A 26760-nucleotide genomic window follows, 5' to 3' on the forward strand; every position below is an offset into this window, starting at 1 on the left:
ACACGATAGCCTGGGAGAGCGGCGGAACCGTTGGCTTCAAAGGAACGAGGAAGAGCACACCCTACGCGGCTCAGCTTGCAGCCCAGAAGGCTATGAGAAGGGCTGTCAACGAGTTCGGTCTTCAGGAGGCTGAGGTCTGGGTAAAGGGACCCGGTGCTGGAAGGGAGTCAGCCCTCAGAGCTGTGTTCGCCTCTGGCATAAAGGTCACCGCCATAAGGGATGTTACACCGGTTCCCCACAACGGATGCAGACCGCCCGCAAGGAGGAGAGTCTGATGGGTAGGTACATAGGACCTTGGGTCAAGCTTGACAGGAAGTTCGGCGTTGTCGTGTCCGGAAAGAAATCCGCTCCGCGGATAATGCAGAGAAGAAACTTCCCTCCCGGACAGCACGGAAGAACAAAGGGGAGAAGAAGGAAGCTCAGCGAGTACGGAATACGTCTTATGGAGAAACAAAAACTCAAGTACCTCTACGGAGGACTCAGGGAGAAGCAGTTTAAGAGGTACTTTGACCTCGCCGCCAAATCCAAGGAGAACACGGCGGACGTCCTCCTCCAGCTTCTTGAGAGGAGACTTGATAACGTGGTTTACAGGCTCGGCTTTGCCACCACGAGGAGACAGGCGCGCCAGCTCGTTGCCCACGGACACATACTCGTAAACGGAAGGAAGGTGGACATACCCCACTACGAGGTTGAGCCTGGAGACATAATAGAGGTGAAGAGCTCCTCAAGGGATATACCCTTCCTCAAGGAGAACCTTGAGAACATAGACCCCAGGAGCGTGCCAGAATGGCTTGAGCTGGACAAGGACAACTTCAGGGGAAAGGTTCTCAAGAACCCCGAAGGGGTAGCCGAGTACCTGGAGATCCCCATAAACGTCCAGTACATAATTGAGTTCTACTCAAAGGTATAAAGTGGAGGTTGTTGTATGCTGAACGAGTTTGTGTTCCCCAATAAGATTTACTGGGAGCAGAAGGAGGACAACAAGGGCGTGTTCGTGGTGGAACCCCTTGAGAGGGGTTTTGGAACTACGCTCGGAAATGCCCTCAGGAGGGTGCTTCTCTCCTCAATATCTGGAACCGCTGTTACCGCTGTGAAGATATACGGTGTCTATCACGAGTTCTCATCCCTTGAAGGGGTCGCGGAGGACGTCGTTGAGATAATAGCCAACATAAAGGGAGTGAGGTTCACTCTGAAGGACTCCGACGTGGAGGTTCTCTACCTCAAGAAGAAAGGAGAGGGAGAGGTTAAGGCTGGCGATATAAGCCTTCCGCCCAACGTGGAGGTGGCTAACCCCGACAAGGTCATAGCCACCATAACAGACCCAGAGGTTGAGTTCAACGCCGAGATAAGGATAGAGAGGGGAAAAGGCTACGTCCTCGCTGAGGAGATGGAGACTATAGGTGAGACGGGCTGGATACTCCTGGACGCGGACTTCTCCCCAGTCAAGCTCGTGAGCTACAGGATAGAGCAGACGAGGGTAGGAGAGAAGACTGACTACGAGAAGCTTACCGTTGAAGTTCTTACCGACGGCACGAAGAGCCCGGAAGCGGTCGTCAAAGAGGCGGTGGACATACTCCAGAGACATCTCTCCCTACTTGAGCACATATCCTACGAGGTTCCCACCCTTGAGGAGCCCATTCCCGTTGATGAGCTCTCCGAAAAGCTTACACTCTCCATAGAGGAGCTTGACATATCCCAGAGGGCTCTCAACTCCCTGAAGAGGATGGGTATAACAACCATAGGTGACCTCGTTCAGATGACCGAAGAGGAGCTCAAGAGCACCAAGAACATCGGTAGGAAGGCTCTTGCCGAGATAAAGGAAGCCCTCAAGCAGATGGGTCTTCAGCTGGGTATAAATATAGAGAGCAAGAGGTGAGCGGACATGAGGCACAAGGTAAAGAAGAAGAAGTTTGACAGGACTAAAGAGCAGAGGCTTGCCCTCTACAGGAGCCTTGCGAGGGCTCTTATACTTGAGGAGAGCATAGAGACCACCGTTGAGAGAGCCAAGGCTGTAAGGAGCTTCGTTGAGAAGCTGGTCACTCTCGGGAAGAAGGGAGACCTTGCCTCCAGAAGGAAGGCACTTGAGCTCCTTCCGGATAAGGAAGCGGTAAGAAAGCTCTTTGAGGATATAGCTCCAAGGTTTGAGGACAGGAGCGGAGGTTACACGCGCATACTCAAGCTCCCTGATAGGAGGAGGGGAGACGGGGCTGAGCTCGCCATCCTTGAATGGGTTGAGTGATGCTCATCAAGCTCGTCCATCTCCTCATACAGCTCCTCATAATACTCGTGTTTATCCACGCCCTCGGCTCCTGGTTTCCCCAGATAAGGGAGAGCAGGTTCTATCACCTGATTGACCGCATAGTTGAGCCAATGCTCAGACCCATAAGGCAGGTTCTTCCCTACATGGGTGGGATAGATATATCTCCCATGATACTTATATTCATACTGCTGATAATTGACAGGTTGATAGGCAGATGAAGAGACCCATAATGCTCATAGACCTTGACAGATGTATAGGCTGTCTCTCATGCGAGGTAGCCTGTGTCCAGGAGAAGGGTCTTGAGAAGTTCGGCGTAAGACCCATGAAGGTCTTTCGTGTAGAGGGCTTGTCCGAGAACCCGGACGGCTTCTTCCTTCCTATGAACTGCTTTCACTGTGACCCCGCCCCCTGTGTTATGGCCTGCCCCACCTCGGCGATGAGGAAGAGGGAAAAGGACGGGATCGTTTATGTTGAAGAACTCCTCTGCATAGGCTGTAAGGCGTGCATAATAGCCTGTCCCTATGGAGCTATAACCTTCAATCCCGTTACCATGAAGGTTGAGAAGTGCGATTACTGCTACAAGAGGGTTGAAAAGGGTCTCCTTCCCTCCTGCGTTTCTAAGTGCGTTACTAACTGCCTTTACTTCGTTGAGGTAGAGGAGATACCCAAAGAGAGGCACAGGGTAAGGAGGATAGACTCGGAGCTTTACAGGGAGATATTTGGGGTTGGGGAACAGGTGGCGGGGTGATTTCTAATCAGGCTTCGGTTTTCAAGAAATACCAGAGGGCAAGGCTATGTTTAGCTCTTTACCTTCTTTTTGAAATTCCTTCCAGTCAAGTATCTCAAGACCTACGACTTCCCCCCGCTTGTTGTAGTCAATTACAACGCCGAGTTCTTCAATAAACTCGCTGTCTGCGACGGGTTCGTCCTTGAAGTCTATCAGAAGCGTATCTGTTTCCGGGACATACCTTATCCGCATAGCCCTTTCCTCTTAAGCGTCCTGTCAAAGAACGCTGTTATTATCTCTAATCTATCCCTTTGAACTTGAACGACAATCCTCAAACACCTGCCTCCGACCTTCTTTACTCTCCACTCCCTGCCTTTATGCCTGGGGTCTTCCATAATCATATCCGGGTTTAGGGCAAATTCTTGTATTAGCTCTGGAGTTATTCCGTTCTTTAGCATCTCTTCTTTCCTCTTGTACCATCTTAACCAGAAATGTCTGGTAAACTCTACCTCCATACTCATGTCATTATCTCACTTGAAGCCTGTGCTTTCCGAAGATGTTCCATCACCTGACAGGATAATTTTCTCGGGTATAAAAAGGATTTGAGCGAACCCATGCATTCCTCAACATACCAGAATGTTGAGCATCTTTTATGTTTGATGTGTTGGTTAAAACAATGAAGTAATCATCTATGTAAGCATAGATAATGCCGCCTGAAGAATCATAAGTTCTAGTTCCGTTTAAAGGAATATATGATGGTGTTAGGGAAGGGAGAGGTGCTAGCAAAGTTGAGGTGTAGTTCTGTATGTAAATAGGCGCTGTTGGGTTTATTGAGGAAATGCAGAGATTGTTAAAATTCACATCTCCAATAGTACAAGTTTCATTTGTACCTGGACATTTTGTAGTAAATAATTCAACACTATGATTTTTATTTTCGTCTTTATATGAAGGAGAATATGTTATGTATCCTGTTAGATTAAATATCATGTTATTTCCTAAAGAGGAAAATAAAGATTCACAAATAGAAAAGACAGGATAGTTTATTGGGATGTCAAATAAACACAAAACTTCGATATCTCCTATATTTGGTGGTGTAGAAGGCAGGTAAACTACATTACCTAAAGATAAAGAACAATTTCTATAAGTAAAAGAAGACACATAATAATTATAAAGAACGATCTTTAGTCTACATGTATAAGAATAATTGTTTCCTCCTTGTGATTCATCATATATATCAGGATCGCATGTATTGACATCATAAACACTAAAATTTGCAATAAAACTTATAGATTTATTCTTATAATATTGCATATAGGAAAGATTTGCATTTAAATAAGTATCCCTCACATAAATGAAAGAAGAATACACAATTACAAAAAAGTGATAACATTAAAAAAACATATATAAAAGCATAATACTTATAATACTTTGTATATAACCCATTATCGGATTATATATATAACAATTACACCTGCTAATAATCCTCCTGGAAGATCCCTACATCTCGCTTCAACCTCTACATATCCTCTTGACACATCTCCAGATAATATATCAATAGCATATCTGCCCGTAGAGTGATCTATAACACAAAGTGTAGAAGAGTTATTATCAGTACATGCATCTGCATAAATCCACAATATATTATACCACATAACATCTTCTTTATCAGGATCTGAACACTGAATTTGATCTTGAATTGTATATCCTATACTATAAGTACCTCCCGCAGGATATTGAGTAACATAAAGAGCCCTGTTAGTGTCCAAAACAACGAAATTCATGCTTTGAGTTACAGTATCTACACCATCACTACAAGAGACATAGATTTGCTGAGTTAATGTATCCCATCTGCCATCTCCATCAGGATCTCCGTGATGTACTAAACTTGTTCCATCGGGTAATTCAAAGGGAACAGGATTTGCAGAAACACTTAAAATACCATTTCCATTATCTGTATAAGAAAATCCATAAGGTAAATTGCTCACACTTAAACTAACAGCATCTCCTTCATTATCACTACATGAAGCCAAATCAAATTGAAAATTCCGTCCTTCTTTAGGCCAAGAAGAAGGTGTATTTAAAGATAGAGTGGGGGCTTTATTAATCCTGGAATAAAACGTTTTAGCATCAATCAAAACATTATTACCTCCATAATCCTTATACAATTTAACATCCACTTGTTGTTGTCCATTACCCGTATCTGCATTGTCCAATACATAGGAGTGATTCACACCATTACAAGGATATGTTCCTTGATCAACCAAACTGCCATTTTTATAAACCTCTAATCTACAATTACTACTTGTCCCATCATTAAAGGTGAAGTTAATACTATGAGTATAAGGTGCATTACTTCCTTGTGTTGGATCTGTGAATACACATGTCTCACCATTATTAACCTGCCATACATTACCTGTTTTACCATCATTACAATAAATATTCAAACCTGCTTGAACATCCTTCAAAATATTAAAACTATATAATCTAACACCATCAAAACTCTTATTTCCATTACTCACAGTTTCCCCAACATACAAATTGATTGGTGTAGATGAACCTGCAGGTAGAGAGGAAACATCAACCTGAACACTTGCAGGTAAAGTAACAGGTACCCAATTGGTTCCATCCAAAGAATATTGATGATTACTTCCTACACCATCATTGTCTTTAATATTAAACTCAACACAAGTCGCATTGTAAGGAACTGAATAGTTTCCATTTCCCAGATCAATGGAAGGACATGAAGATGTGCTTACGGGATTTACTTGAGGCATTACATTTGCTTTAACCGTAAATGAATCAAAATAATCTCCCAAATCACATACATTTGAAGAATTCTGTTGAATCAAATCATATAACCTGAAATTATCAAAATTTATACTCTCTCCTTCCTGCAAATTGAGGTTAAATGTGCCTGTTTCCTGAGGAGAAGAATGAGTAAGTTTAACCATAAATTCATTACTATATGTGTTTCCATATGTTGCACTACAACTAACCTGCTCCCAAGACAGATTAGTAGATCCTAGAGAAAAATCAGCATTGTTATAGATATTGATTCCATTAGAAGTGATGTAAATGTATGTTGCAGTAGAATCATTATTAACAGTTAGGTTTGCTTGCCCGCCTGTGTGAGGTAAATAAACAATAACATTTCCTAGAGATCCTTGAGCACTTAATCCTGAAGTCGGTTGATTAACCACCACTAAACCATTAGGAAACTCCAATTTAGCAGTTCCATAAGTAGAGGTTATGTAGTTATCTCCATAAGTAGGATTGTTGGTATTTCCTCCTGTACTGGTAGAAGTATCTCCTCCACCTCCACCGCAACCCGCTAAAAGCACTACTCCTGTAAGGAGGATGTATTTCTTCCTCCCCATCTTTATCAAGATGATAATACGCCTGTTCATCTAAGGCAAGCCCTCTTGAGAAAGGTAATAATAAATCTTGCTTCCCAACTTCAGGAGGTCTATAATATTACACTTGCAGGGCGCGTAGCTCAATTGGCAGAGCGGGCGGCTCATAACCGCCCGGTTGGGGGTTCGAGTCCTCCCGCGCCCATAAGATGAAAGCCTTAGTCGTCCTAACGCTTACTGCCCTGTCCCTATCTCCGGCATCGGATAAATTTGAACTGAAGCCCTACCTTTTCAAGAGCTATGAAAGATACATATACGATTACAGAGAGGTTTTCAGGGGAGTTAGGAATACAGGTCGTTTTGAGATAGTTATAAGGAAGAAGGGAAAGGAGTACGAGGTTACCATAGGTGGGAGGTATAGGGAATGGGAGGGTGTGGTCTCCGAGCGGTTCACCGATGCATCAGAGGTGGCTGGGTTCGTCCTCATGAAGAGCTACTTCAACCACCACTGGCTTATTCCCCTCACCAGAACGCTCTTTTCCAAAGCACTCGTTAAGGTGCTAAGGGCTAAGAACCTTGACCTTTCTCCGGGGGTAAAGAAGCTGGACGAGGATACACTGAGGGTTGTAAGAAAGTGTAAGGTGGGTGGACTCTCGGGCAGGATGATAGAGATACTCAAGGGCAAGGAGGTAGTCTTCAGGCTCTGTCTATCACCCTATACGTCTTTGCCTACTTACGTGTACAAGAAGAGTGAGGAAGGAAACCTCTATGAGATAAAGCTCCTTGAGTACTCGGACTTAAAATAGAAGCTATGAGAAAGGAAGATGTAAAACCCGTCCTTGAACTTCAGGAGATAGACCAAGAGATAGAGCGGGTTGATCGGCGGATAAGGAAGATAGAGGAAGAAATAGGAGATCTATCCTCCGAGCTGTCCTCCTTAGAGAAGGAAATAAACAAACTTGAAGAGGAAGAAAAAACCTTACTGCGGACGAGGAAGGAGCTTAGAGAAAACATTGAAAGGGAGGAGGAGCTGCTCAAGCGCACGGAAGAGAAGATGTTGATGGTCAGGAAGGATGTTGAGTACAAAACGCTTCTCAAGGAGAAGTCAAGGCACGAGGACAACATACTCAAACTTTCTTACGAACTTGACGACGTTGAAAGTAAGCTTGAGGAGATTAAAAAGTTACTTGAAGAGAGAATACCAAAGCTGCGCAGGAGGATAAAAGAAATTAAAGAGGAAATAGAAGACCTTATGTTGGAGAAAAAATCCGCAGAAAATAAGATAAATGAACTAAAAAAACTTAAAAAGTCTAAGGAGAACGAGATAGACGAGGCGCTGCTCAGGTTTTATAACGAGGCTAAAGAACATTACCATAGCTATGTGGTCGTGCCGGTTGAGGAAGGGGTCTGTACGGGCTGTGGAATGAAGGTGCCGGATGTCCTCTTTTCAAAGATATTAAAGGAGGATTCAATAGAAAGATGCCCGAACTGTGGCAGGTATATATACTACAGGTTATAATATAAACATGACTAACCCAGAAGACCTTAAGAACCCGCAGGAAGTTCAGGACGTTGATTACGGCGCTCAGGATATAAAGGCTGTAACCGGGCTTGAACACGTCCGCCTGAGACCCGCCATGTACATAGGTGATGTGGGAGAGAGGGGTCTCCACCACCTTATATGGGAGATACTTGATAACGCCGTGGACGAAGCCATGGCGGGCTATGCAAAGAACGTATCCGTGATAATCCACGACGACGGTTCCATAACGGTGGAGGATGACGGTAGGGGTATCCCCGTTGACATACACCCAGAGACGGGTAAACCCGCCGTGGAGATGGTTTTCACCATGCTCGGTGCTGGGGGTAAGTTTGAGAAAAAGGCTTACGCATACTCGGGAGGACTCCACGGCGTTGGCGCCTCTGTGGTGAACGCCCTGTCCGAATGGCTCTTGGTAGAGGTTTACAGGGACGGGAAGATATACAGGCAGGAGTACAGGAGGGGAGAGCCCGTTTACGAGCTGAAGGTTGTTGGAAACACGACCAAGAGAGGGACGAGGGTGACCTTCAAGCCCGACCCTGACATCTTTGAAACCACGCGCATAAAGTTTGACATAGTTGAGAAGCGTTTGAGGGAGCTTGCCTATCTCAACCCCGAGGTCAGGTTTTACCTTAAGGACGAAAGGTCTGACAAGGAGATAGTTTATAAGTTTGACAGAGGTATAGAGGAGCTCGTTGAGTACCTCTCTCAGGCTAAGGAGCCCCTCTTCAAGGACATAGTCAGGATACAGGGCGATAAGGACGGTGTCATAGTTGACATAGCCTTCCGTTACGTAAGGGACTACAAGGAGCTCATAGACAGCTTCGTGAACAACGTTAAGACCGTAGAGGGCGGAACGCACGTAACCGGGTTCAGGAGCGGTCTCACAAAGGCAGTCGTCAGGCTCGCAGAGGGACTTAAGCTGTCCAAAGAGCTGAAAACCATGTTCTCGGGAGAGGACGTCAGGGAAGGGCTCGTGGCGGTTATATCCTGTAAGGTGCCTGAGCCCCAGTTTGAGGGTCAGACCAAGACCAAGCTCGGAAACCAGAACGTCAAGACGATAGTTGATTCCATCGTTTACGATTACCTGACCGAGTACTTTAACGAGAACAAGGATGTTCTCAAACTCATAGTTGAGAAGGCTATAGAGGCTGCCCTTGCGAGAGAAGCTGCCAAGAAGGCTAAGGAGCTCGTCCGGAGGAAATCACCCTTAGAGGACGGCATACTTCCTGGTAAGCTGGCGGACTGCTCGGAGAAAGACCCCGAGAAGTGTGAGATATTTATAGTTGAGGGGGACTCTGCGGGAGGCTCTGCAAAGCAGGCGAGGGACAGGCGTTTTCAGGCTATACTACCCCTTCGGGGTAAGATAATAAACGTTGAGAAGGCACGTATAGACAAGGTTCTTGCCAATGAGGAGGTCAAGGCTATCGTGAGTGCGCTTGGATGCGGGATAGGAGAAGAGCTTGACCTCTCAAAGCTCAGGTATCACAAAATAATCCTGATGACCGATGCGGACATAGACGGCTCCCACATAAGGACGCTACTCCTCACCTTCTTCTACAGGTTCATGCCCCAGCTTATAGAGAACGGCTACGTGTACATAGCCCTACCGCCCCTCTACAAGCTTAAGAAGGGTAGAAAGGAGATGTACGTCAAAGACGACAGGGAACTTGAGCACTTCCTCCAGGAGCTCGTCAAGGAGCACTCCTACATAAAGGATTCCGTGGGCAGAGAGTTCAGGGGCGAAGAGCTCGGTAAACTACTGAGAAATTTGAGAGAGTATGAGGAAAGCTACAGGGCGCTCATTAAAAACAAGGGAGAGGACATAGTTAACTTCCTACTCGCCCACAGGGTCGTGGAGGAAGACCTCAGGAGCGCCAACAGGGTGAAAGAGATAGTCAGGATAATGGGAGAGGAGCTAACCGACTACAGGGTGGACACGAGGTACGACGAGTTTGAGGGAGCCTACGACATAATCCTGTACGACGACAGGCTTGGTACAAAGGTCATAGTGGACGCAGACTTCCTCTCCTCCCTATCCTACAAGCAGGTTCTTGAGGGCATACACCTGCACCTGCCTGTCGTTGTGGGTTACGATTCCAAAACAAGGAAGGTGAAGAATCTCAAGGAAGTTTACGATACCGTAATGGAGCTCGTTAAGAGCGGTATAGAGATACAGAGGTACAAGGGACTCGGGGAGATGAACCCACAGCAGCTCTGGGAGACCACCATGGATCCCAAGACACGCAGGTTGATGAGGGTTACAGTTGAGGACGCTGTTGAGGCTGACAGGATATTCACCATACTCATGGGTGAGCAGGTTGAACCGAGAAGGGAGTTCATAGAAACTTACGCCAAAGAGGTGAAGAACTTAGATGTTTAAAAGGGTTATAGTCGGTATTGACGGTTCCCCCGCTTCCGTTACGGCTGCCCGCCAGGCTCTCAGGATAGGGAACTTCTACGGCATACCCGTCGTAGGCATATACGTTATAGACGTGAGGCTCCTAGAAGAGAGCTTCCTCGCAGACCTCGCCGGGGTTCTGGGCTTTACCTATTACGAAGGCATATCCGCCAAGGTTAAGGAGTTTCTTGAGAAGCAGGGGGACGCCATACTTACCGAGTTCTCAGCCCTGGGAAGAGAGTTCGGCGCTAAGGTCTCTGTGGTTCAGACCGTTGGAGTGCCCTACAAGGAGATAGCCTCTCAGGCAGATCCGGAGGATCTCATAGTTCTCGGGAAGGCTGGCAGAAAACCCTTTAAGGGTGTGCTCATCGGCTCTAATTCGGAGAAGGTGGCACGCCATGCGGAGTGTCCTGTATTCTTGCTGCCAGAGGAGGAGAGGGAGTTTAAGAGGGCTCTCGTCGCCTACGACGGCAGTGAGAACGCAAAGCTGGCTTTAAAGCTCTGTAGCTCTCTTAAGCCCCTATTTGGGTACGCGATAGAGGTGCTGTTCGTGGAGGAGGAGGAAGGGCAGGCTTCTCAGGTGAAGGAGGAGGTAGAAGATCTCCTATCGGAGGAGCACCGTTTCGTGGCAACCACGGGCTTACCCGAGGAGAGGATAGTGAGCTACGTGAAGGGAGAGAATATAGATCTCCTCTTCCTGGGGGCTTACGGCAAGGGAAGGTTTAAGGAGCTTTTCCTCGGAAGCGTCACATCCTTCGTGATACACCACCTTGACGTGCCGATGTTCCTCACCAAGGTTCCTAAGGGCTGATTATATTCCTCAGGTCTGAACAGGTGAGCCTCGGCTGGGTTCCCTCAACGAACACCATGTTCACCCCCGGGCACGTCTCATCGGCTATTACATAGTCCTTCGGATTTATCGGGACGACCACCGTTCCCTCCGGCAGGGGGAAGTCGTCGTTGGGGTACTTTGATGCGGCGACAGCCATAAAGTCCTTCCATATGGGAAGGGCAGCCCTCGCACCCGACATCCTGTCTCCGAGGGATACCTTGGCGTCGTAGCCCACCCACACGCCGGCCGATATGTATGGGGAGAACCCTATGAACCAGGCGTCCATGTATTCGTCGGTAGTTCCGGTTTTGCCCGCCACCACCCTCGGGAGGTGTCTCGCAGCCCTGCCGGTTCCCTCAAGGATCACAGCCCTGAGCATGTCCACGAGCACCCTCGTTTCCTGCGGTGGTAAGACCTCTTCACACTGGGGGCTGTTCTCTTCAAGAACGTGTCCACTCTTGTCAACTATCTTCCTTATGAAGAAGGGCTCGCACTTCTTTCCAAGGTTTGCGAAGACCTGATAGGCGGCTGTCAGCTGTAGAGGTGTAACCTCAACGGTTCCCAGTGCGAGAGAGTAGTAGGGCTTTAAGTTAGCAAGTCCCACCTTGTCCCCCACGCTGAGGACTATCTCAAAGCCGAGCTTGTCCAGCAGGTTGACGGTTGCCGTGTTTATGCTCTTTGCGAGCGCCTGCCTGAGAGTGACAACGGTGTACTCTTCGTCTCCATAATTTTTGGGCATCCACTCCTCTCCGGTGGCAGGGTCGTAGAAGGTTCTCGGTCTTGCGTCTATGGACGATATCTGGGTTTCCCCTTTCAGCAGTGCAGACAGGTATATCACGGGCTTTATCGCTGAGCCCGGCTGACGCTTAGCCTTGACGGCTCTGTTGTAGGGACTGTATGAATAAGAGTAGCCCCCGACTATAGCCCTTATGGCACCGGTGTGTATGTCCATGCTTATCAGAGCACCCTGAAGGTCTGGAACTATCTCCGCCCTCCAACCCTCAAAGTCTTCCCTGAGCCTGATGAAGGTGTATTCCCTGCCGTCAAGGTTCAGACCCTTCAGGTTCACTCTGAACCTCTTATCTCCGAGCTCAACCTCAGCGAACCCCCTTTCTATGCGTAGGATCTTTGCCACGTAAACCTTACCGTCTTCAGGTGTTTTCTTTTGGGCTGCGTAGAACTCTTCCATGTCCTCTTCGGTTTCGGGTAGCAGGGGTATCCCGGTTATCCTGGCAAGCCTCTTCAGTCCCTTTTTTAGGGAGCGGGACGCGAGAGCCTGTAGGTCTCTGTCTATAGTTGTGTATATCTTCAGACCACCCTGCAGGGCTATATCCCCGTACCTCTCCATAAGGTACTCCTTGACCATGTCAAGGATGTAGTCGGAGACCCTGTACTTGTTATCCCTCTTGACTACTACCGGTTTTCCGGCTGCGGTCTCGTACTCCTCGGGCGTTATGTAGCCCTCCTCCAGCATCCTCTTGAGCACGTAGTTCCTTCTTGTCTTTGCGAGGTCTGGGTTAACGAAGGGATTGAAACGGGAGGGAGCCTTTGGGAGTCCGGCGAGCAGGGCAGCCTCCTCAAGGTTGAGCTCCTTTACGTGCTTTCCGAAGTAAACCCTTGAGGCAGCCTCTACCCCGTAAGCTCCGTTGCCAAGGTATATCTGGTTCAGATAGAGCTCCAGTATCTTCCTCTTGTCAAAGGTTCTCTCTATCTTTATGGCAAGCAGGGTTTCCTTCAGCTTCCTCTTAAGGGTTCTCTCCCTCGTAAGGAAGAGGTTTTTTGCGAGCTGCTGGGTTATAGTGCTCCCACCCTGGACTACCCTTCCAGCTTTGAGGTTGGCTATCATAGCGCGGAGTATCGCCCCTATGTCCACACCTGAGTGTTCAAAAAAGTTCCTGTCCTCGGCGGCTATGAAAGCCTGTATGACCCTTTCGGGAACTTCGTCTATCTTCACGTAGTATCTCTTCTGGACGCCAATGTCTCCGTAATGTCTGTCCCTGTAATCAAAGACTATGGAGGATTGGGGGGGCGTCCAGCCTTCAAGGAGTTTGACGTCGGGCAGACTCGTGTAAAGGGCTACGAGAAAGACAATCAGTCCTCCTAAGAGGACACCGACAAAAATTGACAGGTATATTAATATCTTTTTTAACATGACAAACCTTAACGGTTCACTATAATATTATACTTTCAAGGCTGAGACAAGGAGGAGGATATGGAAAAAAAACAACTTGAAGAGTGTAGGAAGAGGCTCCTTGAGGAAAAATCAAAGATACTGGAGAGGTATCTTGCCAAGGAGGAAACCCAACAGCGTCTTGAAGAGGAGTCCAAGGAGCCGAGGGACTGGGAGGACATAGGTCAGATGACCTACACCGAAGAACTCCTTGACAACCTATCTCAAATTGAGATCAACAATCTTAAAGAGATTGATTACTCCTTGAAAAAGATAGAGAACGGTTCTTACGGTATATGTGAGAACTGTGGTGTGGAGATAGCCTTTGAGAGGCTCTGCGCTATACCATGGACGAGATACTGCGCCCAGTGTGCTGAGGAGATAGAGAGGGAGTCAGGAACCTTCATGCCCTCATACGGCTTTGAGCCTATGCTGACGGAGGATATAGAGATAGAGAGGGAGGACTTGGGAGAAGCCTGATAGACTCCCTGCCAAAGGTGTTAAAATAATATCCCCATGAGAGAGGTAGAGGTAAAGGTTCAGGGTATGACTTGCCAGCACTGCGTTAGAACCGTCCACAACGCGGTGGCTTCTCTTGAGGGAGTGTCCAGGGTAGACGTATCCCTTGAGAGCGGCACCGTGAGGATACAGATGGAGAAAGACATCCCCCTTGAAGACATAAAGAAGTCCATAGAGGAGTGGGGCTACAGGGTTGTGGACTGAGTCATAACATCTTGAATCCCGAGAGATAAATTTAAAAACATGCTGGAACTCAAGAGCAAGATAGAGGAGCTTAAGGAAAGGTTTGAGGGCATAAGAAAGGTTCTGGACATTGACAGGCTCAAGGAAGAGCTCAGAAAGATGGACGAGACTATGTCAGCCCAGGGCTTCTGGGACGATCAGGAGAAGGCTAAAAAGGTCATACAGAAGAGAAAGTGGCTTGAGGAAACTGTAAACTCCATTGAAACCCTTGAAAAGTCCCTTAGGGACGTGGAAGAGCTCTCCCAGACTACCCCGGAGGAAGACACCGACACCTGGGCTATCCTTGAGGAAGAGATGGAGAGCTTGGAAGACAAGCTGAAGGAGCTTGAGCTTAAGACTTACCTCTCGGGAGAGATGGACTCCAAGAACGCCTACCTAACCATACAGGCTGGCGCGGGCGGTACAGAGGCTTGCGACTGGGCTGATATGCTTTACAGGATGTACCGCAGGTGGGCTGAGAGGAAAGGTTACGACGTGGAGGTGGTTGATATAACGCCCGACGACGTTGCAGGCATAAAGAGCGTCACCCTTCTCGTGAAGGGACCTTACGCTTACGGCTATCTCAGAGGGGAGCAGGGGGTTCACAGGCTCGTCAGGATATCCCCCTTTGACTCCAACGCCCGTAGGCATACCTCCTTTGCTGCTGTCTCAGTCATGCCCCAGATAGATGAGGATATAAACATAGAGGTCAGGGACGAGGACCTCAAGATAGAGACCTTCAGGGCGTCCGGAGCGGGCGGACAGTACGTAAACAAGACTGACACTGCGGTCAGGCTGACCCACATTCCTACGGGCATAGTGGTCTCATGTCAGCAGGAGCGCTCTCAGTTCCAGAACAGGAGGAAAGCCCTTGAGCTTCTCAAAGCTAAGCTGTACCAGCTTGAACAGCAGAAGTTGATGGAGAAGAGAAAACAGTACGAAGGGGAGAAGACCGATATAGGATGGGGGCACCAGATACGCTCTTACGTTTTCCACCCTTACAGGCTCGTGAAAGACCTCAGGACTGGGTACGAAACAGGTAACGTGGACGCCGTTATGGACGGCGATATAGACCAGTTCATAGAGGGTTTCCTCAAGTGGCAGGCTGAGAAGAAGAATGACTAAGCGAGCCTCCCAGCCTTAACCCTTGCATTATAATTTAATAGCTATGGCTATAAGGGTAGGCATAAACGGGTTTGGAAGGATAGGAAGGAGCTTCTTTAGAGCCTGTAGAGAGAACGGCGACATAGAGATAGTCGCCGTGAACGACCTTACGGACAGCGAACACCTCGCCCACCTCCTCAAGTACGACTCAGTCCACGGCGTATATCCCGGAGAGGTAAGGGCTAAGGACGACACCTTGTACGTGGAAGGCAAAGAGGTTAAAGTTTTTGCCCAGAAAGACCCCTCCCAGATACCCTGGGGAGAGCTCGGGGTTGACGTGGTTATAGAGTCCACAGGCGTATTTAGAGAGAGGGACAAGGCGGCTCTTCACCTGAAGGGAGGTGCCAAGAAGGTTGTTATAAGCGCACCTGCCAAGGGACCCGATATAACGATAGTCTTAGGTGTGAACGAGGATAAATACGACCCATCACAGCATGCGGTTATATCCAACGCCTCATGTACGACGAACTGCCTCGCTCCAACAGTCAAAGTCCTGCAGGAAGCCTTCGGAGTGCAGAGGGGATACATGGTTACGGTTCACGCCTACACCAACGACCAGAGGCTCCTTGACCTGCCCCACAAAGACCTGAGAAGGGCAAGGGCTGCAGCGGTTAACATAATTCCCACAACCACCGGTGCGGCGAAGGCTATAGGAGAGGTCATACCCGAGCTCAAGGGCAAGCTTGACGGCTCAGCCCGTAGGGTTCCCGTGCCCGATGGCTCTCTGGTTGACTTAACGGTGGCGGTTGAGAAGTCTCCCTCATCTGCCGAGGAAGTTAACGAGAGGTTCAGAGAGACCGCGGAGCGGTACATCCAGAGCGGAAAGATATACCTTAAAGAGATCCTTCAGTACTGTGAAGACCCTATAGTGTCTTCGGACATAGTGGGCAACCCTCACTCTGCCATATTTGATGCACCCCTTACCCATGTGATAGACAACATGGTTCACGTTGCGTCCTGGTACGACAACGAGTGGGGATACTCCTGCAGGCTCAGAGACCTCGTCCTATTCATGGCCGAAAAAGGATTCTGATGGCTGAAGGTTTTCAGGCTCCACGGGGTTTCCACGACATACTGGGCAGTGAACTACTCAAGTTCAGGAAGGTAACCACCACCGTAAGAGCTATCCTGCGCAGGTACAACTACGAGGAGATAATAACGCCTGTGGTTGAGTACGCTAAGGTCTTTGAGAGGAGCATAGGGGAAGCTACCGACATAGTCCAGAAGGAGATGTTCGTCTTTGAGGACAGGAAGGGAAGACTCTTAGCCCTCAGACCGGAGGGCACCGCCGGTGTGGTTCGCGCGTATATAGAGAACAAGCTCTACGCCCTGAGACCTTACCACAAGCTCTTCTACGAGGGACCCATGTTCCGCTACGAAAGACCCCAGGCTGGCAGGTACAGGCAGTTTCACCAGATAGGGGCTGAGGTCTTCGGTGTGGCGGAGCCCCATGCGGATGCTGAACTTCTCAAACTTGTCAGCGATATACTTTCCGAGCTCAACATACCCGCCACCATAGAGCTGAACTCTCTCGGCTGTAAAGTTTGCAGACCAGCCTACAGGGAGGCTCTCGTTGAGTACCTGCACGGCGTTGGGGAGGAGCTCTGTAAGGACTGTATAGACCGTAAGGATAGAAACCCTCTCAGAGTTCTTGACTGCAAGGTTCAGTCATGCCAGCTCGCCGTTAGAGAGGCTCCAAAGATGGTGGACTTCCTCTGCGATGAGTGCAGGGAGCACTACACGAGGCTCAAGACCTATCTTGCTGAGCTGGGAGTAAAATACAGGGAGAACTACAACCTCGTCAGAGGGCTTGACTACTACACGAGGACTGTCTTTGAGGCTGTATCCGACGAGCTCGGTGCGGCGGTCGTGGCGGGCGGAAGGTACGACTATCTCGTGGAGGAGTTCGGTGGACCTCCAACGCCTGCCCTCGGCTTTGCGGTGGGTGTTGAGAGGCTGATGCTACTGATAGAGGAGCCCGAAAAGGACTACGAGCTCTACTTTGTGATTCCCTTCGGGAACGTTCACGCTTACGCGTTAAAGGTGGCAGATGCCCTCAGGGACAGGGGCAAGGTGGTTGAGTTCTCCTACAGAAAGGGGAACCTGAAGAAACAGCTGGAGTTTGCCAACAGGCTCGGGGCGGACTACGCGGTTATCGTAGGTGAGGACGAACTGAGGGAGGGCGTCGTATCCCTTAAAGATATGAGGACGGGAGAACAGAAGAAGTTGAAGGTTGAAAATATAGTTTAGAAGGCAAAGTGAACGCCTGCAGAAAAGTGGCTCTCGTTTCCAAGGCTTACGCCTAAAAATGGTCCAAGGTGGAGTCCGTTGCTTTCAAACCCAAAGCTAAGTTCAAAATGGTGGACGATTTCTTTTTCCTCTATATCAAGTCCGGGCATGTAGTTAAGGCTGACATGTTCGTAGGCTTCGTAACTCAATATAAGGGAGGCGATGCTGTGACCATGGTCGCCCAAAACGTGTTCTAACCCTATTCCGAACCCAAGGTAATTTTTAAAGTGCTCCTTGTAGTGTAAGTGTAAACTCGGAGCTAATCTCTCTTCCTCTTCCAGATAGGTGACTCCAAGCCCCAAACCGAGCTCTCCTGCTACGGAAGTTGAAAATAAGGATACTACGGATAGAACTACAGCACCTCTTCTCATGGAAATCAGTCATCGGTTGGTTTTGGATAAACCCTCTCGTAGTGCTTGTTCTTCTTCCTGTATATGGTCTCAACCCCAAAGCCTTCCTTTCTTAGGAGCTCGTAAATCTCCTTAGCCTTATCCTCTCCTCTCACGGCCAGGACTACACCGCACCTCGGGTCTATCTCGTCGGGTATCGGAATTAGGACGGCTCCGTGTTTTCCCTTTAAGAACTTCTCAGCCCTCGTTCCCTCGGATATGGCAGTGAAGGTTATGAAGTGGTCTGGCTTCTTTACAAAGGGGTTCAGCTTTAACAGGAAAAGCCTGAGGTGTAGCTTCACGCCGAGGGCGTGGAACCTTATCCAGTATCCAAGGGAGGGCTCCTTCCCCTCCGAGGTCTTCTTTATGTAGGCTACGGTCTTGCCGTCCTCTTTGCTGACCCTTATGAGCTCGTTTTTTGTCTGTTTGCTCCAGTTCCATACGTCCCTCTCAAAGCCTGGGTCTGTGGCCACGACCTTTAAGACCTCCCCCTCATTCATCTTCTTAACGGTCTCGGAGGTCATCACTATTGGGACGGGACAGGATAGCCCTTCAAGGTTCAGCTCTCTATCAAACTTTATGTCTTCCTTCAGAGCTTCCATAGCCTCAACTAATATTTATAGCCCTTCCGAGGGAGGAGTCATCCTCAAAGCCCGCTATGTAAAGGCTCACCATTCTGCCAGCACGCTCCAGGGAGCTCACGACTATGTCATCGTTGAGCTGAAAGGGGCTCTCCATCTCAAATATGATCACCGCGTTGCCCTCCTCAAGCTTGACGGGCACGGATAGGAGACCCTTCTCCTTATCTTTGAGAGGCGCGTAGCTCTCCACGTCCTTCTTAGGGATGAGGTGTATCTGTTTCACTTTGAACCTCTCCTTCACACTTTTAAGGAAGTCCTCAACGTTTTGACTTTTCGTAGAGCCTTCAACGAGAAACTTCAGGGATTCAAGTTCCCTCCTGTCCCTTTCCCATCTCGCGAAGTCTTGAAGGAGCTTCCTGTAAGAGCTCCTGAGGTTCTTTACCGAGTCCCTCTCCTTCTTTATCACGTTTAAGAAGTCAGGGATCAAGGCGGACACTACCGACGCGGTAAGAAGTATCAGGGTGGAGAAAAGCCAGAGAGGTTCGTTGGGAAGCATGTATGCACTGAGAAAGACCCCCGATGCGAAGAGCAACCCCGTTGCCAGTATGCTCCTGTTCGTGTGCAGGGCTATGAGGGGTATGAGAACGTAGATCGCCCTGGGTTCTCCCGTCATGAAGACCATAGGTGGGACGAAAACTACATCAACTAACTTATTAATAAACCTGATTTTTTCATACTTTAAGTAAGAGAGTAGCCCAAAGGAGAAGTACAGGGCTGTTAATACTATTAAAGTGCTCTTCTGGGGTATGTCCAGAGAGAGAGAAACGAGCACAAAGTAAAGGGAGACAAGGAATCTAACCCCCAGAAAGACCTCCTTCACCATTCTTCTCATCTGTTAAATTATCATATAATAAATCCATGAGTTTGAAGATACACAATACACTCACGGGTAAAGTTGAAGAGTTCGTGCCTGTAAACCCACCCAAGGTTCTCATATACACCTGCGGAGTGACCGTTTATGACGACTCCCACGTGGGACACGGAAGGAGCCTCATAGTCTTTGACACCTTCAGGAGGTTCCTTGAGCATCTGGGCTACGATGTCACCTTTGTCAGAAACTTCACCGACGTGGACGACAAGATAATAAACAGAGCGAAGGAGGAGTGCACCGACTTCATGACCATAGCCAACAGATACATAGCGAGCTACTACAGGGACATGGAGGCGATAAGGGTTAAGCCTGCTGACGTTGAGCCCCGTGTTACTGAGCACATGAAAGAGATAGTAGACGTGATTCAATCCCTCATAGAGAAAGGCTACGCCTACGAATCCGACGGGGACGTTTACTTCTCGGTGAGGTCTTTCAAGGATTACGGGAAACTCTCTAAGAGGAGTCCTGAGGAGATGGAGGCTGGGGCGAGGGTTGAGCCTTCAGAGAAGAAGAGAGACCCTCTGGACTTCGCCCTCTGGAAATCCGCCAAGGCGGGTGAGCCTTCCTGGGACTCTCCGTGGGGAAAGGGCAGACCGGGGTGGCATACCGAGTGTGTCGCCATGATATTCAAGCATCTTGGTGAGACTATAGACATACACGGCGGCGGTCTTGACCTTGTATTCCCCCACCACGAGAACGAGATAGCTCAGGCGGAGGCTGTGACCGGTAAGCCCTTCGCGAGGTACTGGATGCACAACGGGCTCGTTACAGTCGGCGGTCAAAAGATGTCCAAGTCCCTCGGAAACTACGTTACCTTGAAGGAGATATACACTAAGTACCACCCCGATATACTGAGGCTGCTCGTCCTATTCACCCACTACAGGAGCCCTCTTGACTTCTCCTGGGAGAAGATGGAGGAGACCCAGAGGGCTTACGACAGGCTCAAGGGGGCTATAGAGGACTACGAGGTTCTCAAGGAGCTGGAGGTGATCCCCGGCAAGGGGGGAGCCCACCCTCTTTACGATAAGGTGAAGGAGGTTGAAGAGTCCTTCTTTGAGTCTCTCAGCGACGACTTCAACACGCCGGAGGCGTTATCCCACATCTTTTCCTTGGTGAGCGAGCTCGGCAAGGTTAAGAACAGGACTTACTCAGAGGGTAAGATAGATGAGAGCGAGCTGGGGGCTTACGAGTACGCCTCCAGGTTTTTATTAAACACCCTGAAGAAGATATTCGGTCTGCTGGAAGACCTTTACCCCGAATGTGAGGTTAGAAGGGTCGTTGAGAGGGAGCTTGAGGCGGGTGAGGTTCTGGACACTAAGCTCGTTGACCTCCTTATAGAGGTCAGGACTCTCGCAAGGCAGGAAAAGCAGTTCAGGATAGCCGACCTTATAAGGGATAGGCTTAAGGAGCTCGGTATAGAGCTTGAGGATACACCTGCGGGAACGAGATGGAAGAAGAGATGAGCGAACCTCTCATTCTTGACGGCAGAGCGCTCTCGGAGAAACTCAGGAAAGAGCTCAGGGGTGAGATAGAGGGCTACGTGTCCTCGGGGCTCAGAAGACCCGGTCTCGCTGTAGTCCTCGTGGGAAACGACCCTGCCAGCCAGGTCTACGTCAGGAACAAGGTTAACGCCTGCAGGAAGGTTGGGATTGAGTCCTTATTTTATCAGCTTGATGAGAACACCGTTACGGAGGAACTGCTTGAGGTTATAGCGGAGCTTAACTCAAGGGAGGACGTTGACGGCATACTCGTGCAGCTTCCCCTGCCGTCCCAGATAGACCAGAGGGGGGTCATACTTGCCATACACCCTGAGAAAGACGTGGACGGCTTCCATCCGGAGAACATGGGAAAGCTCGTAGCCCACGCTGAGGACGGCTTCATACCCTGCACGCCTCTGGGTATAGACATCCTCCTAAGCCATTACGGTATAGAGCTTGAGGGTAAGGACGTCGTTATAGTTGGCGCTGGTTTTATAGTGGGAAGACCGCTTAGCCTGCTTATGCTCTGGAGGAACGCCACCGTTACTGTCTGCCACATACATACAAGAGACTTAAAGAAGCACACCCTCTCCGCTGACGTCCTGATTTCAGCCACAGGCGTGCCCGGGCTCATAAAGGAGGACATGGTTAAGAAAGGTGCGGTGGTCGTGGACGTCGGTATATCCAAGGTGGAGGGGAAGATAGTTGGCGATGTTGACTTTGAGGGTGTCAGCCGAAAGGCTGGAGCTATAACCCCCGTTCCAGGTGGGGTGGGACCAATGACCGTTACGGGGCTCCTCATGAACACGGTGAAGTCTTACAGGAAGAGGATGAAGGTTCACTCCACCTCAACTATGAACCCGTAAATCTGGAGCTTCTTGAGCCTTTCAAGCTCTCTCTGGGCTAATTCCCTGCTCCTGTATCTGCCGTGTATGACCTTGTATATGCCGGAGGACTCAATTATCTCAAGCTTGCGCAGCCCCTTAGACTTGAGCTTTTCTACGAGGGTTTCAGCACGCTGGCGCGTTGAAAAGGCTGCTATCTGTATCCCGTACCTGCCCTCCTGTTTCTTCTTTATCTTCACGAAGCTCTTTCTGAACGTCCTCCTCTGTTCCTCAACGAGTATCTTGCTGAGCAGCTCGTAGGCTTGGGTTCTCTGTAAGTTGTTCGCCTGCTTGTTCTCTAAGACGAGCTTTACCGTCTCCTTCGCTTTCTCGTAGTCTCCGGTTTCGTAATAGACCTTCGCGAGGCTCAGGTATATATCTGGTGTCTTGAAGTTGTTGGCTATGAGGGATTTGTAGAGTCTCTCTGCCTCTTCGTATCTCTTGTCGTCCATGTAAGCGCTGCCGAGCTCCAGCTGGGCGTCAAGGAACATGGGATTGTACGCTGTAGCCTTCTTCAGGTACTCAAGGTACTTCTTTCTGTCCCCGAGCTCTCTGTAAACCCTCGCGAGGTAGTAGAAAGCTATGTGCTTCTTATCAAAGGTCTCGTCGGAGAGGGCTTCCTGAAGGAACTTTATAGCCCTCCTGTAGTCCTTCATCCTCAGGTAGAGTATCCCGAGGTTCATCTTGGACTCGGCGTGGTTCGGGTTTGATGCGAGAGCCCTCTTGAAGGCTTCCTCAGCCTTTTTATATTCCTCAACCTCCATGTATGTCATACCGAGTGCGTTCCATATGAGGGGTTCCTTTGGGGCTATCTTTGCAGCCCTGTACAGGCGGGCTATGGCTTCGGAGTAATTGCGGGCGTAGTAGGCGGACATGCCGAGGTCGTAAAGATGCCTCCACTCGGACTCCTTTGTCTGTTCCTGCTTGGCGGAGCAGGAGAGGAAGAGCCCCGCCGTAAGCAAGAGTAAGAGTATCTTCATCTTAGAACTACGAAGGCGTTCTGGAAGGAAGTTCTAACCTTTTTGAGGGCTGATATGAGGCTCTCAGCCTTTACCCTCACCCTAACCTTGTGGAGCCCGTCCTCCTCTATTATGAAGGCTTCGTATCCCTTCTGTTTGGCAAGCTTGAGCCTCTTCTCTGCGTTCGCCTTCACCTTGAAGGCGCCTATCTGGACTACGTAGTCCCTGAGCTTTGCTACCTTCTTGCTCTCAGCTTTGGGCTTTGAAGCCTTGGCTACCTTCTGAGGAGGTTTTTCCACGGCTTCCCTCTTGGGTTGGGGTTTGGGTTGCTCCTTCACGACCTTTGCAGGTTTTTTCTCAGGTTGGGGTTTGGCGGGCTTAGGTTGAGCCTTAGCCACCGGTTTCTGGGGTTTGGGTGCAGGCTTCTGTGCAGTGGGTTTTGGCTGAGGTTTTGCAGGTTGAGGCTTCGGTGCAGGTTTTGCTACCTTCTGAACCTGCTGCTGGGCAGGTTTGGGCTGAATGGGTTTTATGGGCTTTGTCTGACGCTTTATCTCAACGGGAGGTTTTGACCTTACCACCGGAGGTGGTGCCACCCTCTTCTGCTGGGATTCCATCCACGTGTTTACACCGAAGTAGAAGAAGACAAGGGCAACCAGTATCCCCAGAAGGAGAACCAGCCTGTGTTTCTGAATACCCTGAAGCTTTTTCATCTTACTCCCCCTTACATTTTTTCAGGAGCCGACACACCTATTAATTTTAAACTAATACGTATCGCACTTCTTATGCCTTTTAGAAGGGCTATACGTCCGAACATCAGGTTGTGGTCGCTTCCTATGATTCTGTGATGGTTGTAGTAGTTGTGGAATGTGCCTGCTAAATCTATCAGGGCGTAGGTAATGAGGTGAGGGTCTCTTTTGAGGGTGACGTCCATGAGCTCATCCTTCATCATTAAGACCTTCCTCATTAATTTAAGTTCGGCATCTTCCTTCAATTCTTTTAAAAATTCCGAAAAGTCTTCTTTCTCAGGGTCTTTACCTGTCCGCTCTCTGAATTCCCTGAAGACCCCCGATATCCTCGCGTGGGCGTACTGGACATAAAAGACGGGGTTTTCAGAGCTCTTCTCCTTCACCCTGTCCACATCAAAGTCCAGGGGTGTGTCGCTTCTCTTCGTCAGGAATACGAGCCTGACCGCGTCCGCACCGACCTCGTCCACGAGCTCCCTGAGTGTCACGAAGTTCCCTGCCCTCTTTGACATCTTTACCTCTTTCCCCTCCTTGAAGAGCTTGACCATCTGTATCAAGTAAACCTCCAGCCAGTCCTCAGGTATACCGAGCATCTTAAGGGAAGCCTTTACACGGGGTATGTAGCCGTGGTGGTCAGCACCCCACAGGTCAAGCACCTTCTCAAATCCCCTTTTGAACTTGTCCCAGTGGTAGGCTATGTCGGAGGCAAAGTAGGTGTAAGAACCGTCCGACTTCCTGAGCACCCTGTCCTTGTCGTCTCCGAACTCAGAGGTTTTCAGCCAGAGGGCGCCTTCCTCCTCGTAAACCAGACCCCTGCTGGAGAACTCCTCTATCAGCTCGTCCACCAGCCCCCTCTCGTATAGGCTCCTCTCGCTGTACCAGACGTCAAACTCTATATCCATCTCCGAGAGATCTCTCCTTATCTCGTCCATCATGGCATCAAGCCCAAAGGCGGCGCACAGCTCCACGTCGGGCTCTCTGTTGGGTCTGTACTTTTTGATGTAGCCGAGTTCAAAGCTGTATCCGTGAGACAGTATTTTCTTTCTCGCCTCTTCCACTTCTCCCTTAAGGAGCAGCTCTCCAACCGCTTCTCTCAATAACCTTGCAAGCTCCACTACATACTGCCCTTTGTAGCCCTCCTTCTCAAAGAGCTCCTTTATCTCAGGTCTATCCTTCTCCCTACCGAATAGCTCTAAGTATCTGAACAGCACGGACACCCCGAGGAGATAGACCTGCCTACCGGCATCGTTTATGTAGTATTCCCGGGTAACGTTGTAGCCGTAAAACCTGAACAGCCTTGCGAGGGTATCCCCCACCACCGCACCCCTGCCGTGTCCGAGGTGAAGGGGTCCAGTGGGGTTTGCGCTCACGAACTCAAGCTGTATCTTCATGCCACCACCGAGGTTCTCGCGGTAGTACTCCTCACCCTCCCTGAGGAGCTTTGAGAACTCCTCCGTAAAGAACTCTCTGGAGAACCTCACGTTGACGAAGCCCCTGACCGCCTCAGCCCCTTCAAGGTCGGCGTCCCTTGAGAGCTCTTCGGCGAGCTGGGAGGCTATATCGTTGGGGGCTCTTTTGAGCTCTCGTGAGAGCAGGAAGGCGACGTTTGTCGCGAGGTCTCCGTGCTTCTCGTCCCTTGGCTTCTCAACCTTGAACTGGGGAGGTTCTACAGAAAAGAGTCTCCTTATGGCATCCTGTATCTTCTTCTCTAACTGTTCTCTCATAAGAGCTAAGTATTATAACTACTTTCTTAGGCTTTCCTGAAGGGTATCCCTGAAGACGCTCTTCCTCTCCTCGCTGTATATCTCCGTTATCCTGACTCCGAACTTCTCTCCGACGACCACGAGCTCTCCCTTTGCTATGAGCTTCCCGTTGACCTTTATGTCAACGGGTTCGGTGGTCTCCCTGTCTAACTCAAGGACTGAGCCGGGACCGAGGTTTATGAGCTCCCTTATCTGTATGACCGTCTCCCCCACAACCACCTCAACGTTGAGGGGTATGTCCATCAACCTGTCCAGCAGCTTGGTTATGTCCCTCTCTGTTACCTTTTTCTCTGCCACCTGTTCCTGAGGAGGTGCCTCCGCAGGCTGGACTTCTTCCTGGCTTTCTTCCTGAGCCTCCTGGGCTTCACCCTCCTGAGGCTGTTGCTGGGCTAAGGCTTCCTCCCACTGCTTGGCAAGTTCTTCCTGAGAGAGCTCCTCCTCCTGACCTTCTTCCTTCTTCTCCTCGTCCGCCATATTTAACCCCTTTCCTTAATTTAACCCAACCTCTCTATCTCCCGCAGGAGTTCTTCTGCCATCTCTTCTTCACTTACCTTCTTTATCGGCTTTCCGTTCTTGAACACCCAGGCAAAACCCCTTCCGCAGGCGAGCCCTATGTCCGCCTCCCTCGCTTCGCCTATCGCATTCACCACACAGCCCATTATGGCGACCTTCAGGGGCTTATCTATGCTACTGAGCTTTTCCTCAACCTCTCTTACCACCTTGGGAAGGTCAACCTCAATCCTCCCGCAGGTTGGACAGGCGACTATATCAACACCTCTCTTTCTCAATCCTAAGGACTTGAGAATTTCGTAGGCGGTTTCAACCTCAACCACAGGGTCGTCTGTTAGGGATATCCTGACTGTGTCCCCTATACCCATGTGGAGGAGTATCCCAACCCCAACTGAGGACTTTATTATCCCCTTCGTTCCCATACCTGCTTCCGTTATCCCTATGTGAAGTGGTACGTCTGTTCTCTCAGCAAAGAGCATGTTAGCCTTCACGTTCTCAAGGACGTCCGAACCCTTTATTGACACCTTGTAGTTGGTGAAGCCCCACCTCTCAAACTTCTCCGACCACCTGAGGGCGCTCTCGGCGAGGGCTTCTGCACAGGGATAGCCGTACTTCTCAAGGAGGTCTTTTTCAAGAGAACCTGAGTTCACACCTATCCTTATGGCGACTCCTCTTTCTCTTGCCTCCTCCACTATCTCTCTTACTATCTCCTCCTTACCTATGTTCCCGGGGTTTATCCTTATGCCCTGGACTCCCTTTTCCATAGAGAGAAAGGCGTAAGAGGGAGCGAAATGTATGTCCGCTATTATGGGCACGGGGCTCTTGCTGACTATCTCCTCCAGGGCTTCCACGTCCTCTTGATGGGGGACTGCGACCCTCACTATCTCGCATCCAGCCCTGTAGAGCCTATCTATCTGCCCAAGGGTTTCCTCAATCTCGTGGGTTTTTGTGGAAGTCATGGATTGGACTACGACAGGGGCGTCTCCGCCTATCTTGACATCACCCACACTTATCTGGCGGGTTTTTCTCCTCTCAACCATAGAGG

30 protein-coding genes and 1 tRNA gene are annotated in these 26760 nt (G+C 49.5%); 18 read left to right on the plus strand and 13 right to left on the minus strand.

What is annotated here, in order from left to right:
• The 6 genes from rpsK to HG1285_RS09695 all read left to right on the plus strand — a co-directional run.
• On the plus strand, positions 1 to 275 hold a 275-nt coding region (gene rpsK / locus HG1285_RS09720), incomplete at its 5' end, for a 30S ribosomal protein S11 (protein WP_008287396.1).
• Positions 275 to 910: a 30S ribosomal protein S4 gene (gene rpsD / locus HG1285_RS09715; protein WP_008287397.1), complete on the plus strand. Its 636-nt coding sequence runs from the start codon at positions 275 to 277 to the stop codon at positions 908 to 910. The genes rpsK and rpsD, both read left to right, overlap by 1 nt.
• Positions 911 to 925: 15 nt before the next feature.
• On the plus strand, positions 926 to 1876 hold the full coding sequence (locus HG1285_RS09710) for a DNA-directed RNA polymerase subunit alpha (RefSeq protein ID WP_008287398.1): 951 nt from the start codon (positions 926 to 928) through the stop codon (positions 1874 to 1876).
• 6 nt (positions 1877 to 1882) lie between these two features.
• Complete coding sequence (rplQ, locus tag HG1285_RS09705; protein WP_008287399.1) at positions 1883 to 2239, plus strand: 50S ribosomal protein L17; 357 nt, start codon at positions 1883 to 1885, stop codon at positions 2237 to 2239.
• Positions 2239 to 2478: a YggT family protein gene (locus HG1285_RS09700; protein ID WP_008287400.1), complete on the plus strand. Its 240-nt coding sequence runs from the start codon at positions 2239 to 2241 to the stop codon at positions 2476 to 2478. Before rplQ ends, HG1285_RS09700 begins: the two co-directional genes overlap by 1 nt.
• On the plus strand, positions 2475 to 3008 hold the full coding sequence (locus HG1285_RS09695; protein WP_008287401.1) for a 4Fe-4S dicluster domain-containing protein: 534 nt from the start codon (positions 2475 to 2477) through the stop codon (positions 3006 to 3008). The genes HG1285_RS09700 and HG1285_RS09695 overlap by 4 nt, the downstream gene beginning before the upstream one ends.
• Positions 3009 to 3029: 21 nt before the next feature.
• Here the strand turns inward: HG1285_RS09695 and HG1285_RS09690 are convergent, their stop codons facing one another.
• From HG1285_RS09690 to HG1285_RS09680, 4 genes are all read right to left on the minus strand, one after another.
• Positions 3030 to 3239, minus strand: a complete 210-nt coding sequence (locus tag HG1285_RS09690; protein WP_008287402.1) for a DUF2283 domain-containing protein — start codon at positions 3237 to 3239, stop codon at positions 3030 to 3032.
• Positions 3230 to 3502 (minus strand): DUF4258 domain-containing protein, encoded by a 273-nt coding sequence (locus HG1285_RS09685; RefSeq protein ID WP_232219474.1) that lies wholly within the window; start codon positions 3500 to 3502, stop codon positions 3230 to 3232. The genes HG1285_RS09690 and HG1285_RS09685 overlap by 10 nt, the downstream gene beginning before the upstream one ends.
• 49 nt (positions 3503 to 3551) lie before the next feature.
• Entirely contained in the window at positions 3552 to 4355 is an 804-nt protein-coding gene (locus tag HG1285_RS19680; protein WP_198005433.1) for a hypothetical protein, read from the minus strand.
• Positions 4356 to 4429: 74 nt separating this feature from the next.
• Positions 4430 to 6394 carry a hypothetical protein gene (locus HG1285_RS09680; RefSeq protein WP_008287404.1) on the minus strand — a complete coding sequence of 655 codons (1965 nt, stop codon included), beginning with the start codon at positions 6392 to 6394 and terminating at the stop codon, positions 4430 to 4432.
• Positions 6395 to 6472: 78 nt separating this feature from the next.
• Here HG1285_RS09680 and HG1285_RS09675 point away from each other — a divergent pair.
• The 5 genes from HG1285_RS09675 (at position 6473) to HG1285_RS09655 (ending at position 11092) form a co-directional block, all read left to right on the plus strand.
• Positions 6473 to 6545: transfer RNA gene (locus tag HG1285_RS09675), tRNA-Ile, on the plus strand.
• 4 nt (positions 6546 to 6549) lie between these two features.
• Positions 6550 to 7146 (plus strand): hypothetical protein, encoded by a 597-nt coding sequence (locus tag HG1285_RS19055; RefSeq protein ID WP_008287405.1) that lies wholly within the window; start codon positions 6550 to 6552, stop codon positions 7144 to 7146.
• A gap of 5 nt (positions 7147 to 7151) precedes the next feature.
• Positions 7152 to 7859 carry a C4-type zinc ribbon domain-containing protein gene (locus tag HG1285_RS09665; RefSeq protein WP_008287406.1) on the plus strand — a complete coding sequence of 236 codons (708 nt, stop codon included), beginning with the start codon at positions 7152 to 7154 and terminating at the stop codon, positions 7857 to 7859.
• Between the two features lie 7 nt (positions 7860 to 7866).
• A complete protein-coding gene (gene gyrB, locus HG1285_RS09660; RefSeq protein WP_008287407.1) occupies positions 7867 to 10263 on the plus strand; it encodes a DNA topoisomerase (ATP-hydrolyzing) subunit B in 2397 nt (798 codons plus the stop codon).
• A complete protein-coding gene (locus HG1285_RS09655) occupies positions 10256 to 11092 on the plus strand; it encodes a universal stress protein (protein ID WP_008287408.1) in 837 nt (278 codons plus the stop codon). Before gyrB ends, HG1285_RS09655 begins: the two co-directional genes overlap by 8 nt.
• Here the strand turns inward: HG1285_RS09655 and HG1285_RS09650 are convergent.
• Positions 11082 to 13265, minus strand: coding sequence for a PBP1A family penicillin-binding protein (locus HG1285_RS09650; RefSeq protein ID WP_008287409.1), 2184 nt, complete (start codon positions 13263 to 13265; stop codon positions 11082 to 11084). The genes HG1285_RS09655 and HG1285_RS09650 overlap by 11 nt on opposite strands.
• Positions 13266 to 13325: 60 nt before the next feature.
• Between HG1285_RS09650 and HG1285_RS09645 the strand changes: the two genes are divergently transcribed.
• Genes HG1285_RS09645 through hisS form a run of 5 tightly spaced genes read left to right on the plus strand, consistent with a single transcriptional unit; the run spans position 13326 to position 17438 of the window.
• On the plus strand, positions 13326 to 13763 hold the full coding sequence (locus HG1285_RS09645) for a TraR/DksA family transcriptional regulator (protein ID WP_008287410.1): 438 nt from the start codon (positions 13326 to 13328) through the stop codon (positions 13761 to 13763).
• 36 nt (positions 13764 to 13799) lie between these two features.
• Positions 13800 to 14006, plus strand: a complete 207-nt coding sequence (locus HG1285_RS09640; RefSeq protein WP_008287411.1) for a copper ion binding protein — start codon at positions 13800 to 13802, stop codon at positions 14004 to 14006.
• Between the two features lie 39 nt (positions 14007 to 14045).
• Complete coding sequence (gene prfB, locus HG1285_RS09635) at positions 14046 to 15149, plus strand: peptide chain release factor 2 (RefSeq protein WP_008287412.1); 1104 nt, start codon at positions 14046 to 14048, stop codon at positions 15147 to 15149.
• 43 nt (positions 15150 to 15192) lie between these two features.
• Positions 15193 to 16221, plus strand: a complete 1029-nt coding sequence (gene gap, locus HG1285_RS09630) for a type I glyceraldehyde-3-phosphate dehydrogenase (protein ID WP_008287413.1) — start codon at positions 15193 to 15195, stop codon at positions 16219 to 16221.
• Positions 16221 to 17438, plus strand: a complete 1218-nt coding sequence (gene hisS / locus HG1285_RS09625; protein ID WP_008287414.1) for a histidine--tRNA ligase — start codon at positions 16221 to 16223, stop codon at positions 17436 to 17438. Before gap ends, hisS begins: the two co-directional genes overlap by 1 nt.
• Here hisS and HG1285_RS09620 read toward each other — a convergent pair.
• From HG1285_RS09620 to HG1285_RS09610, 3 genes are read right to left on the minus strand one after another with little or no spacing between them, the layout of a single operon-like run.
• Complete coding sequence (locus tag HG1285_RS09620) at positions 17435 to 17848, minus strand: hypothetical protein (RefSeq protein WP_032496646.1); 414 nt, start codon at positions 17846 to 17848, stop codon at positions 17435 to 17437. The genes hisS and HG1285_RS09620 overlap by 4 nt on opposite strands.
• 5 nt (positions 17849 to 17853) lie before the next feature.
• On the minus strand, positions 17854 to 18468 hold the full coding sequence (locus HG1285_RS09615) for a sulfurtransferase TusA family protein (RefSeq protein ID WP_008287416.1): 615 nt from the start codon (positions 18466 to 18468) through the stop codon (positions 17854 to 17856).
• A 4-nt stretch (positions 18469 to 18472) separates the two neighbouring features.
• On the minus strand, positions 18473 to 19339 hold the full coding sequence (locus HG1285_RS09610) for a hypothetical protein (protein ID WP_008287417.1): 867 nt from the start codon (positions 19337 to 19339) through the stop codon (positions 18473 to 18475).
• 26 nt (positions 19340 to 19365) lie between these two features.
• On the opposite strand from HG1285_RS09610, the gene cysS reads away from it, so the two are divergent.
• The gene (cysS, locus tag HG1285_RS09605) at positions 19366 to 20841 is read left to right on the plus strand and encodes a cysteine--tRNA ligase (protein WP_032496648.1); all 1476 of its coding nucleotides are present in this window, start codon (positions 19366 to 19368) and stop codon (positions 20839 to 20841) included.
• Positions 20838 to 21722: a bifunctional methylenetetrahydrofolate dehydrogenase/methenyltetrahydrofolate cyclohydrolase FolD gene (gene folD, locus HG1285_RS09600; RefSeq protein ID WP_032496659.1), complete on the plus strand. Its 885-nt coding sequence runs from the start codon at positions 20838 to 20840 to the stop codon at positions 21720 to 21722. The genes cysS and folD overlap by 4 nt, the downstream gene beginning before the upstream one ends.
• Here folD and HG1285_RS09595 read toward each other — a convergent pair.
• Genes HG1285_RS09595 through ispG form a run of 5 tightly spaced genes read right to left on the minus strand, consistent with a single transcriptional unit; the run spans position 21695 to position 26755 of the window.
• Entirely contained in the window at positions 21695 to 22720 is a 1026-nt protein-coding gene (locus tag HG1285_RS09595) for a tetratricopeptide repeat protein (protein ID WP_008287420.1), read from the minus strand. The genes folD and HG1285_RS09595 overlap by 28 nt on opposite strands.
• On the minus strand, positions 22717 to 23409 hold the full coding sequence (locus HG1285_RS18780; RefSeq protein ID WP_008287421.1) for an SPOR domain-containing protein: 693 nt from the start codon (positions 23407 to 23409) through the stop codon (positions 22717 to 22719). The genes HG1285_RS09595 and HG1285_RS18780 overlap by 4 nt, the downstream gene beginning before the upstream one ends.
• Before the next feature lie 11 nt (positions 23410 to 23420).
• Complete coding sequence (gene argS, locus HG1285_RS09590) at positions 23421 to 25166, minus strand: arginine--tRNA ligase (RefSeq protein ID WP_008287422.1); 1746 nt, start codon at positions 25164 to 25166, stop codon at positions 23421 to 23423.
• 18 nt (positions 25167 to 25184) lie between these two features.
• Complete coding sequence (fliN, locus tag HG1285_RS09585) at positions 25185 to 25679, minus strand: flagellar motor switch protein FliN (RefSeq protein WP_008287423.1); 495 nt, start codon at positions 25677 to 25679, stop codon at positions 25185 to 25187.
• A gap of 20 nt (positions 25680 to 25699) precedes the next feature.
• Positions 25700 to 26755, minus strand: a complete 1056-nt coding sequence (gene ispG / locus HG1285_RS09580) for a flavodoxin-dependent (E)-4-hydroxy-3-methylbut-2-enyl-diphosphate synthase (RefSeq protein ID WP_008287424.1) — start codon at positions 26753 to 26755, stop codon at positions 25700 to 25702.
• Positions 26756 to 26760 lie beyond the last annotated feature (5 nt).

Source organism: Hydrogenivirga sp. 128-5-R1-1 (assembly GCF_000171895.1).

Coding starts and splice junctions, on each gene's coding strand:
- gyrB (WP_008287407.1), top strand. CDS start 7,867: ATGACTAACCCAGAAGACCTTAAGAACCCGCAGGAAGTTCAGGACGTT.
- rpsD (WP_008287397.1), top strand. CDS start 275: ATGGGTAGGTACATAGGACCTTGGGTCAAGCTTGACAGGAAGTTCGGC.
- HG1285_RS09645 (WP_008287410.1), top strand. CDS start 13,326: ATGGAAAAAAAACAACTTGAAGAGTGTAGGAAGAGGCTCCTTGAGGAA.
- HG1285_RS09610 (WP_008287417.1), bottom strand. CDS start 19,339: ATGAGAAGAATGGTGAAGGAGGTCTTTCTGGGGGTTAGATTCCTTGTC.
- HG1285_RS09620 (WP_032496646.1), bottom strand. CDS start 17,848: ATGAGAAGAGGTGCTGTAGTTCTATCCGTAGTATCCTTATTTTCAACT.
- HG1285_RS09650 (WP_008287409.1), bottom strand. CDS start 13,265: ATGTTAAAAAAGATATTAATATACCTGTCAATTTTTGTCGGTGTCCTC.
- HG1285_RS09595 (WP_008287420.1), bottom strand. CDS start 22,720: ATGAAGATACTCTTACTCTTGCTTACGGCGGGGCTCTTCCTCTCCTGC.
- fliN (WP_008287423.1), bottom strand. CDS start 25,679: ATGGCGGACGAGGAGAAGAAGGAAGAAGGTCAGGAGGAGGAGCTCTCT.
- HG1285_RS09640 (WP_008287411.1), top strand. CDS start 13,800: ATGAGAGAGGTAGAGGTAAAGGTTCAGGGTATGACTTGCCAGCACTGC.
- HG1285_RS09710 (WP_008287398.1), top strand. CDS start 926: ATGCTGAACGAGTTTGTGTTCCCCAATAAGATTTACTGGGAGCAGAAG.
- rplQ (WP_008287399.1), top strand. CDS start 1,883: ATGAGGCACAAGGTAAAGAAGAAGAAGTTTGACAGGACTAAAGAGCAG.
- HG1285_RS09695 (WP_008287401.1), top strand. CDS start 2,475: ATGAAGAGACCCATAATGCTCATAGACCTTGACAGATGTATAGGCTGT.
- argS (WP_008287422.1), bottom strand. CDS start 25,166: ATGAGAGAACAGTTAGAGAAGAAGATACAGGATGCCATAAGGAGACTC.
- HG1285_RS09690 (WP_008287402.1), bottom strand. CDS start 3,239: ATGCGGATAAGGTATGTCCCGGAAACAGATACGCTTCTGATAGACTTC.
- HG1285_RS18780 (WP_008287421.1), bottom strand. CDS start 23,409: ATGAAAAAGCTTCAGGGTATTCAGAAACACAGGCTGGTTCTCCTTCTG.
- cysS (WP_032496648.1), top strand. CDS start 19,366: ATGAGTTTGAAGATACACAATACACTCACGGGTAAAGTTGAAGAGTTC.
- hisS (WP_008287414.1), top strand. CDS start 16,221: ATGGCTGAAGGTTTTCAGGCTCCACGGGGTTTCCACGACATACTGGGC.
- prfB (WP_008287412.1), top strand. CDS start 14,046: ATGCTGGAACTCAAGAGCAAGATAGAGGAGCTTAAGGAAAGGTTTGAG.
- HG1285_RS09665 (WP_008287406.1), top strand. CDS start 7,152: ATGAGAAAGGAAGATGTAAAACCCGTCCTTGAACTTCAGGAGATAGAC.
- ispG (WP_008287424.1), bottom strand. CDS start 26,755: ATGGTTGAGAGGAGAAAAACCCGCCAGATAAGTGTGGGTGATGTCAAG.
- gap (WP_008287413.1), top strand. CDS start 15,193: ATGGCTATAAGGGTAGGCATAAACGGGTTTGGAAGGATAGGAAGGAGC.
- HG1285_RS09615 (WP_008287416.1), bottom strand. CDS start 18,468: ATGGAAGCTCTGAAGGAAGACATAAAGTTTGATAGAGAGCTGAACCTT.
- HG1285_RS09680 (WP_008287404.1), bottom strand. CDS start 6,394: ATGAACAGGCGTATTATCATCTTGATAAAGATGGGGAGGAAGAAATAC.
- HG1285_RS09700 (WP_008287400.1), top strand. CDS start 2,239: ATGCTCATCAAGCTCGTCCATCTCCTCATACAGCTCCTCATAATACTC.
- folD (WP_032496659.1), top strand. CDS start 20,838: ATGAGCGAACCTCTCATTCTTGACGGCAGAGCGCTCTCGGAGAAACTC.
- HG1285_RS19055 (WP_008287405.1), top strand. CDS start 6,550: ATGAAAGCCTTAGTCGTCCTAACGCTTACTGCCCTGTCCCTATCTCCG.
- HG1285_RS09655 (WP_008287408.1), top strand. CDS start 10,256: ATGTTTAAAAGGGTTATAGTCGGTATTGACGGTTCCCCCGCTTCCGTT.
- HG1285_RS09685 (WP_232219474.1), bottom strand. CDS start 3,502: ATGGAGGTAGAGTTTACCAGACATTTCTGGTTAAGATGGTACAAGAGG.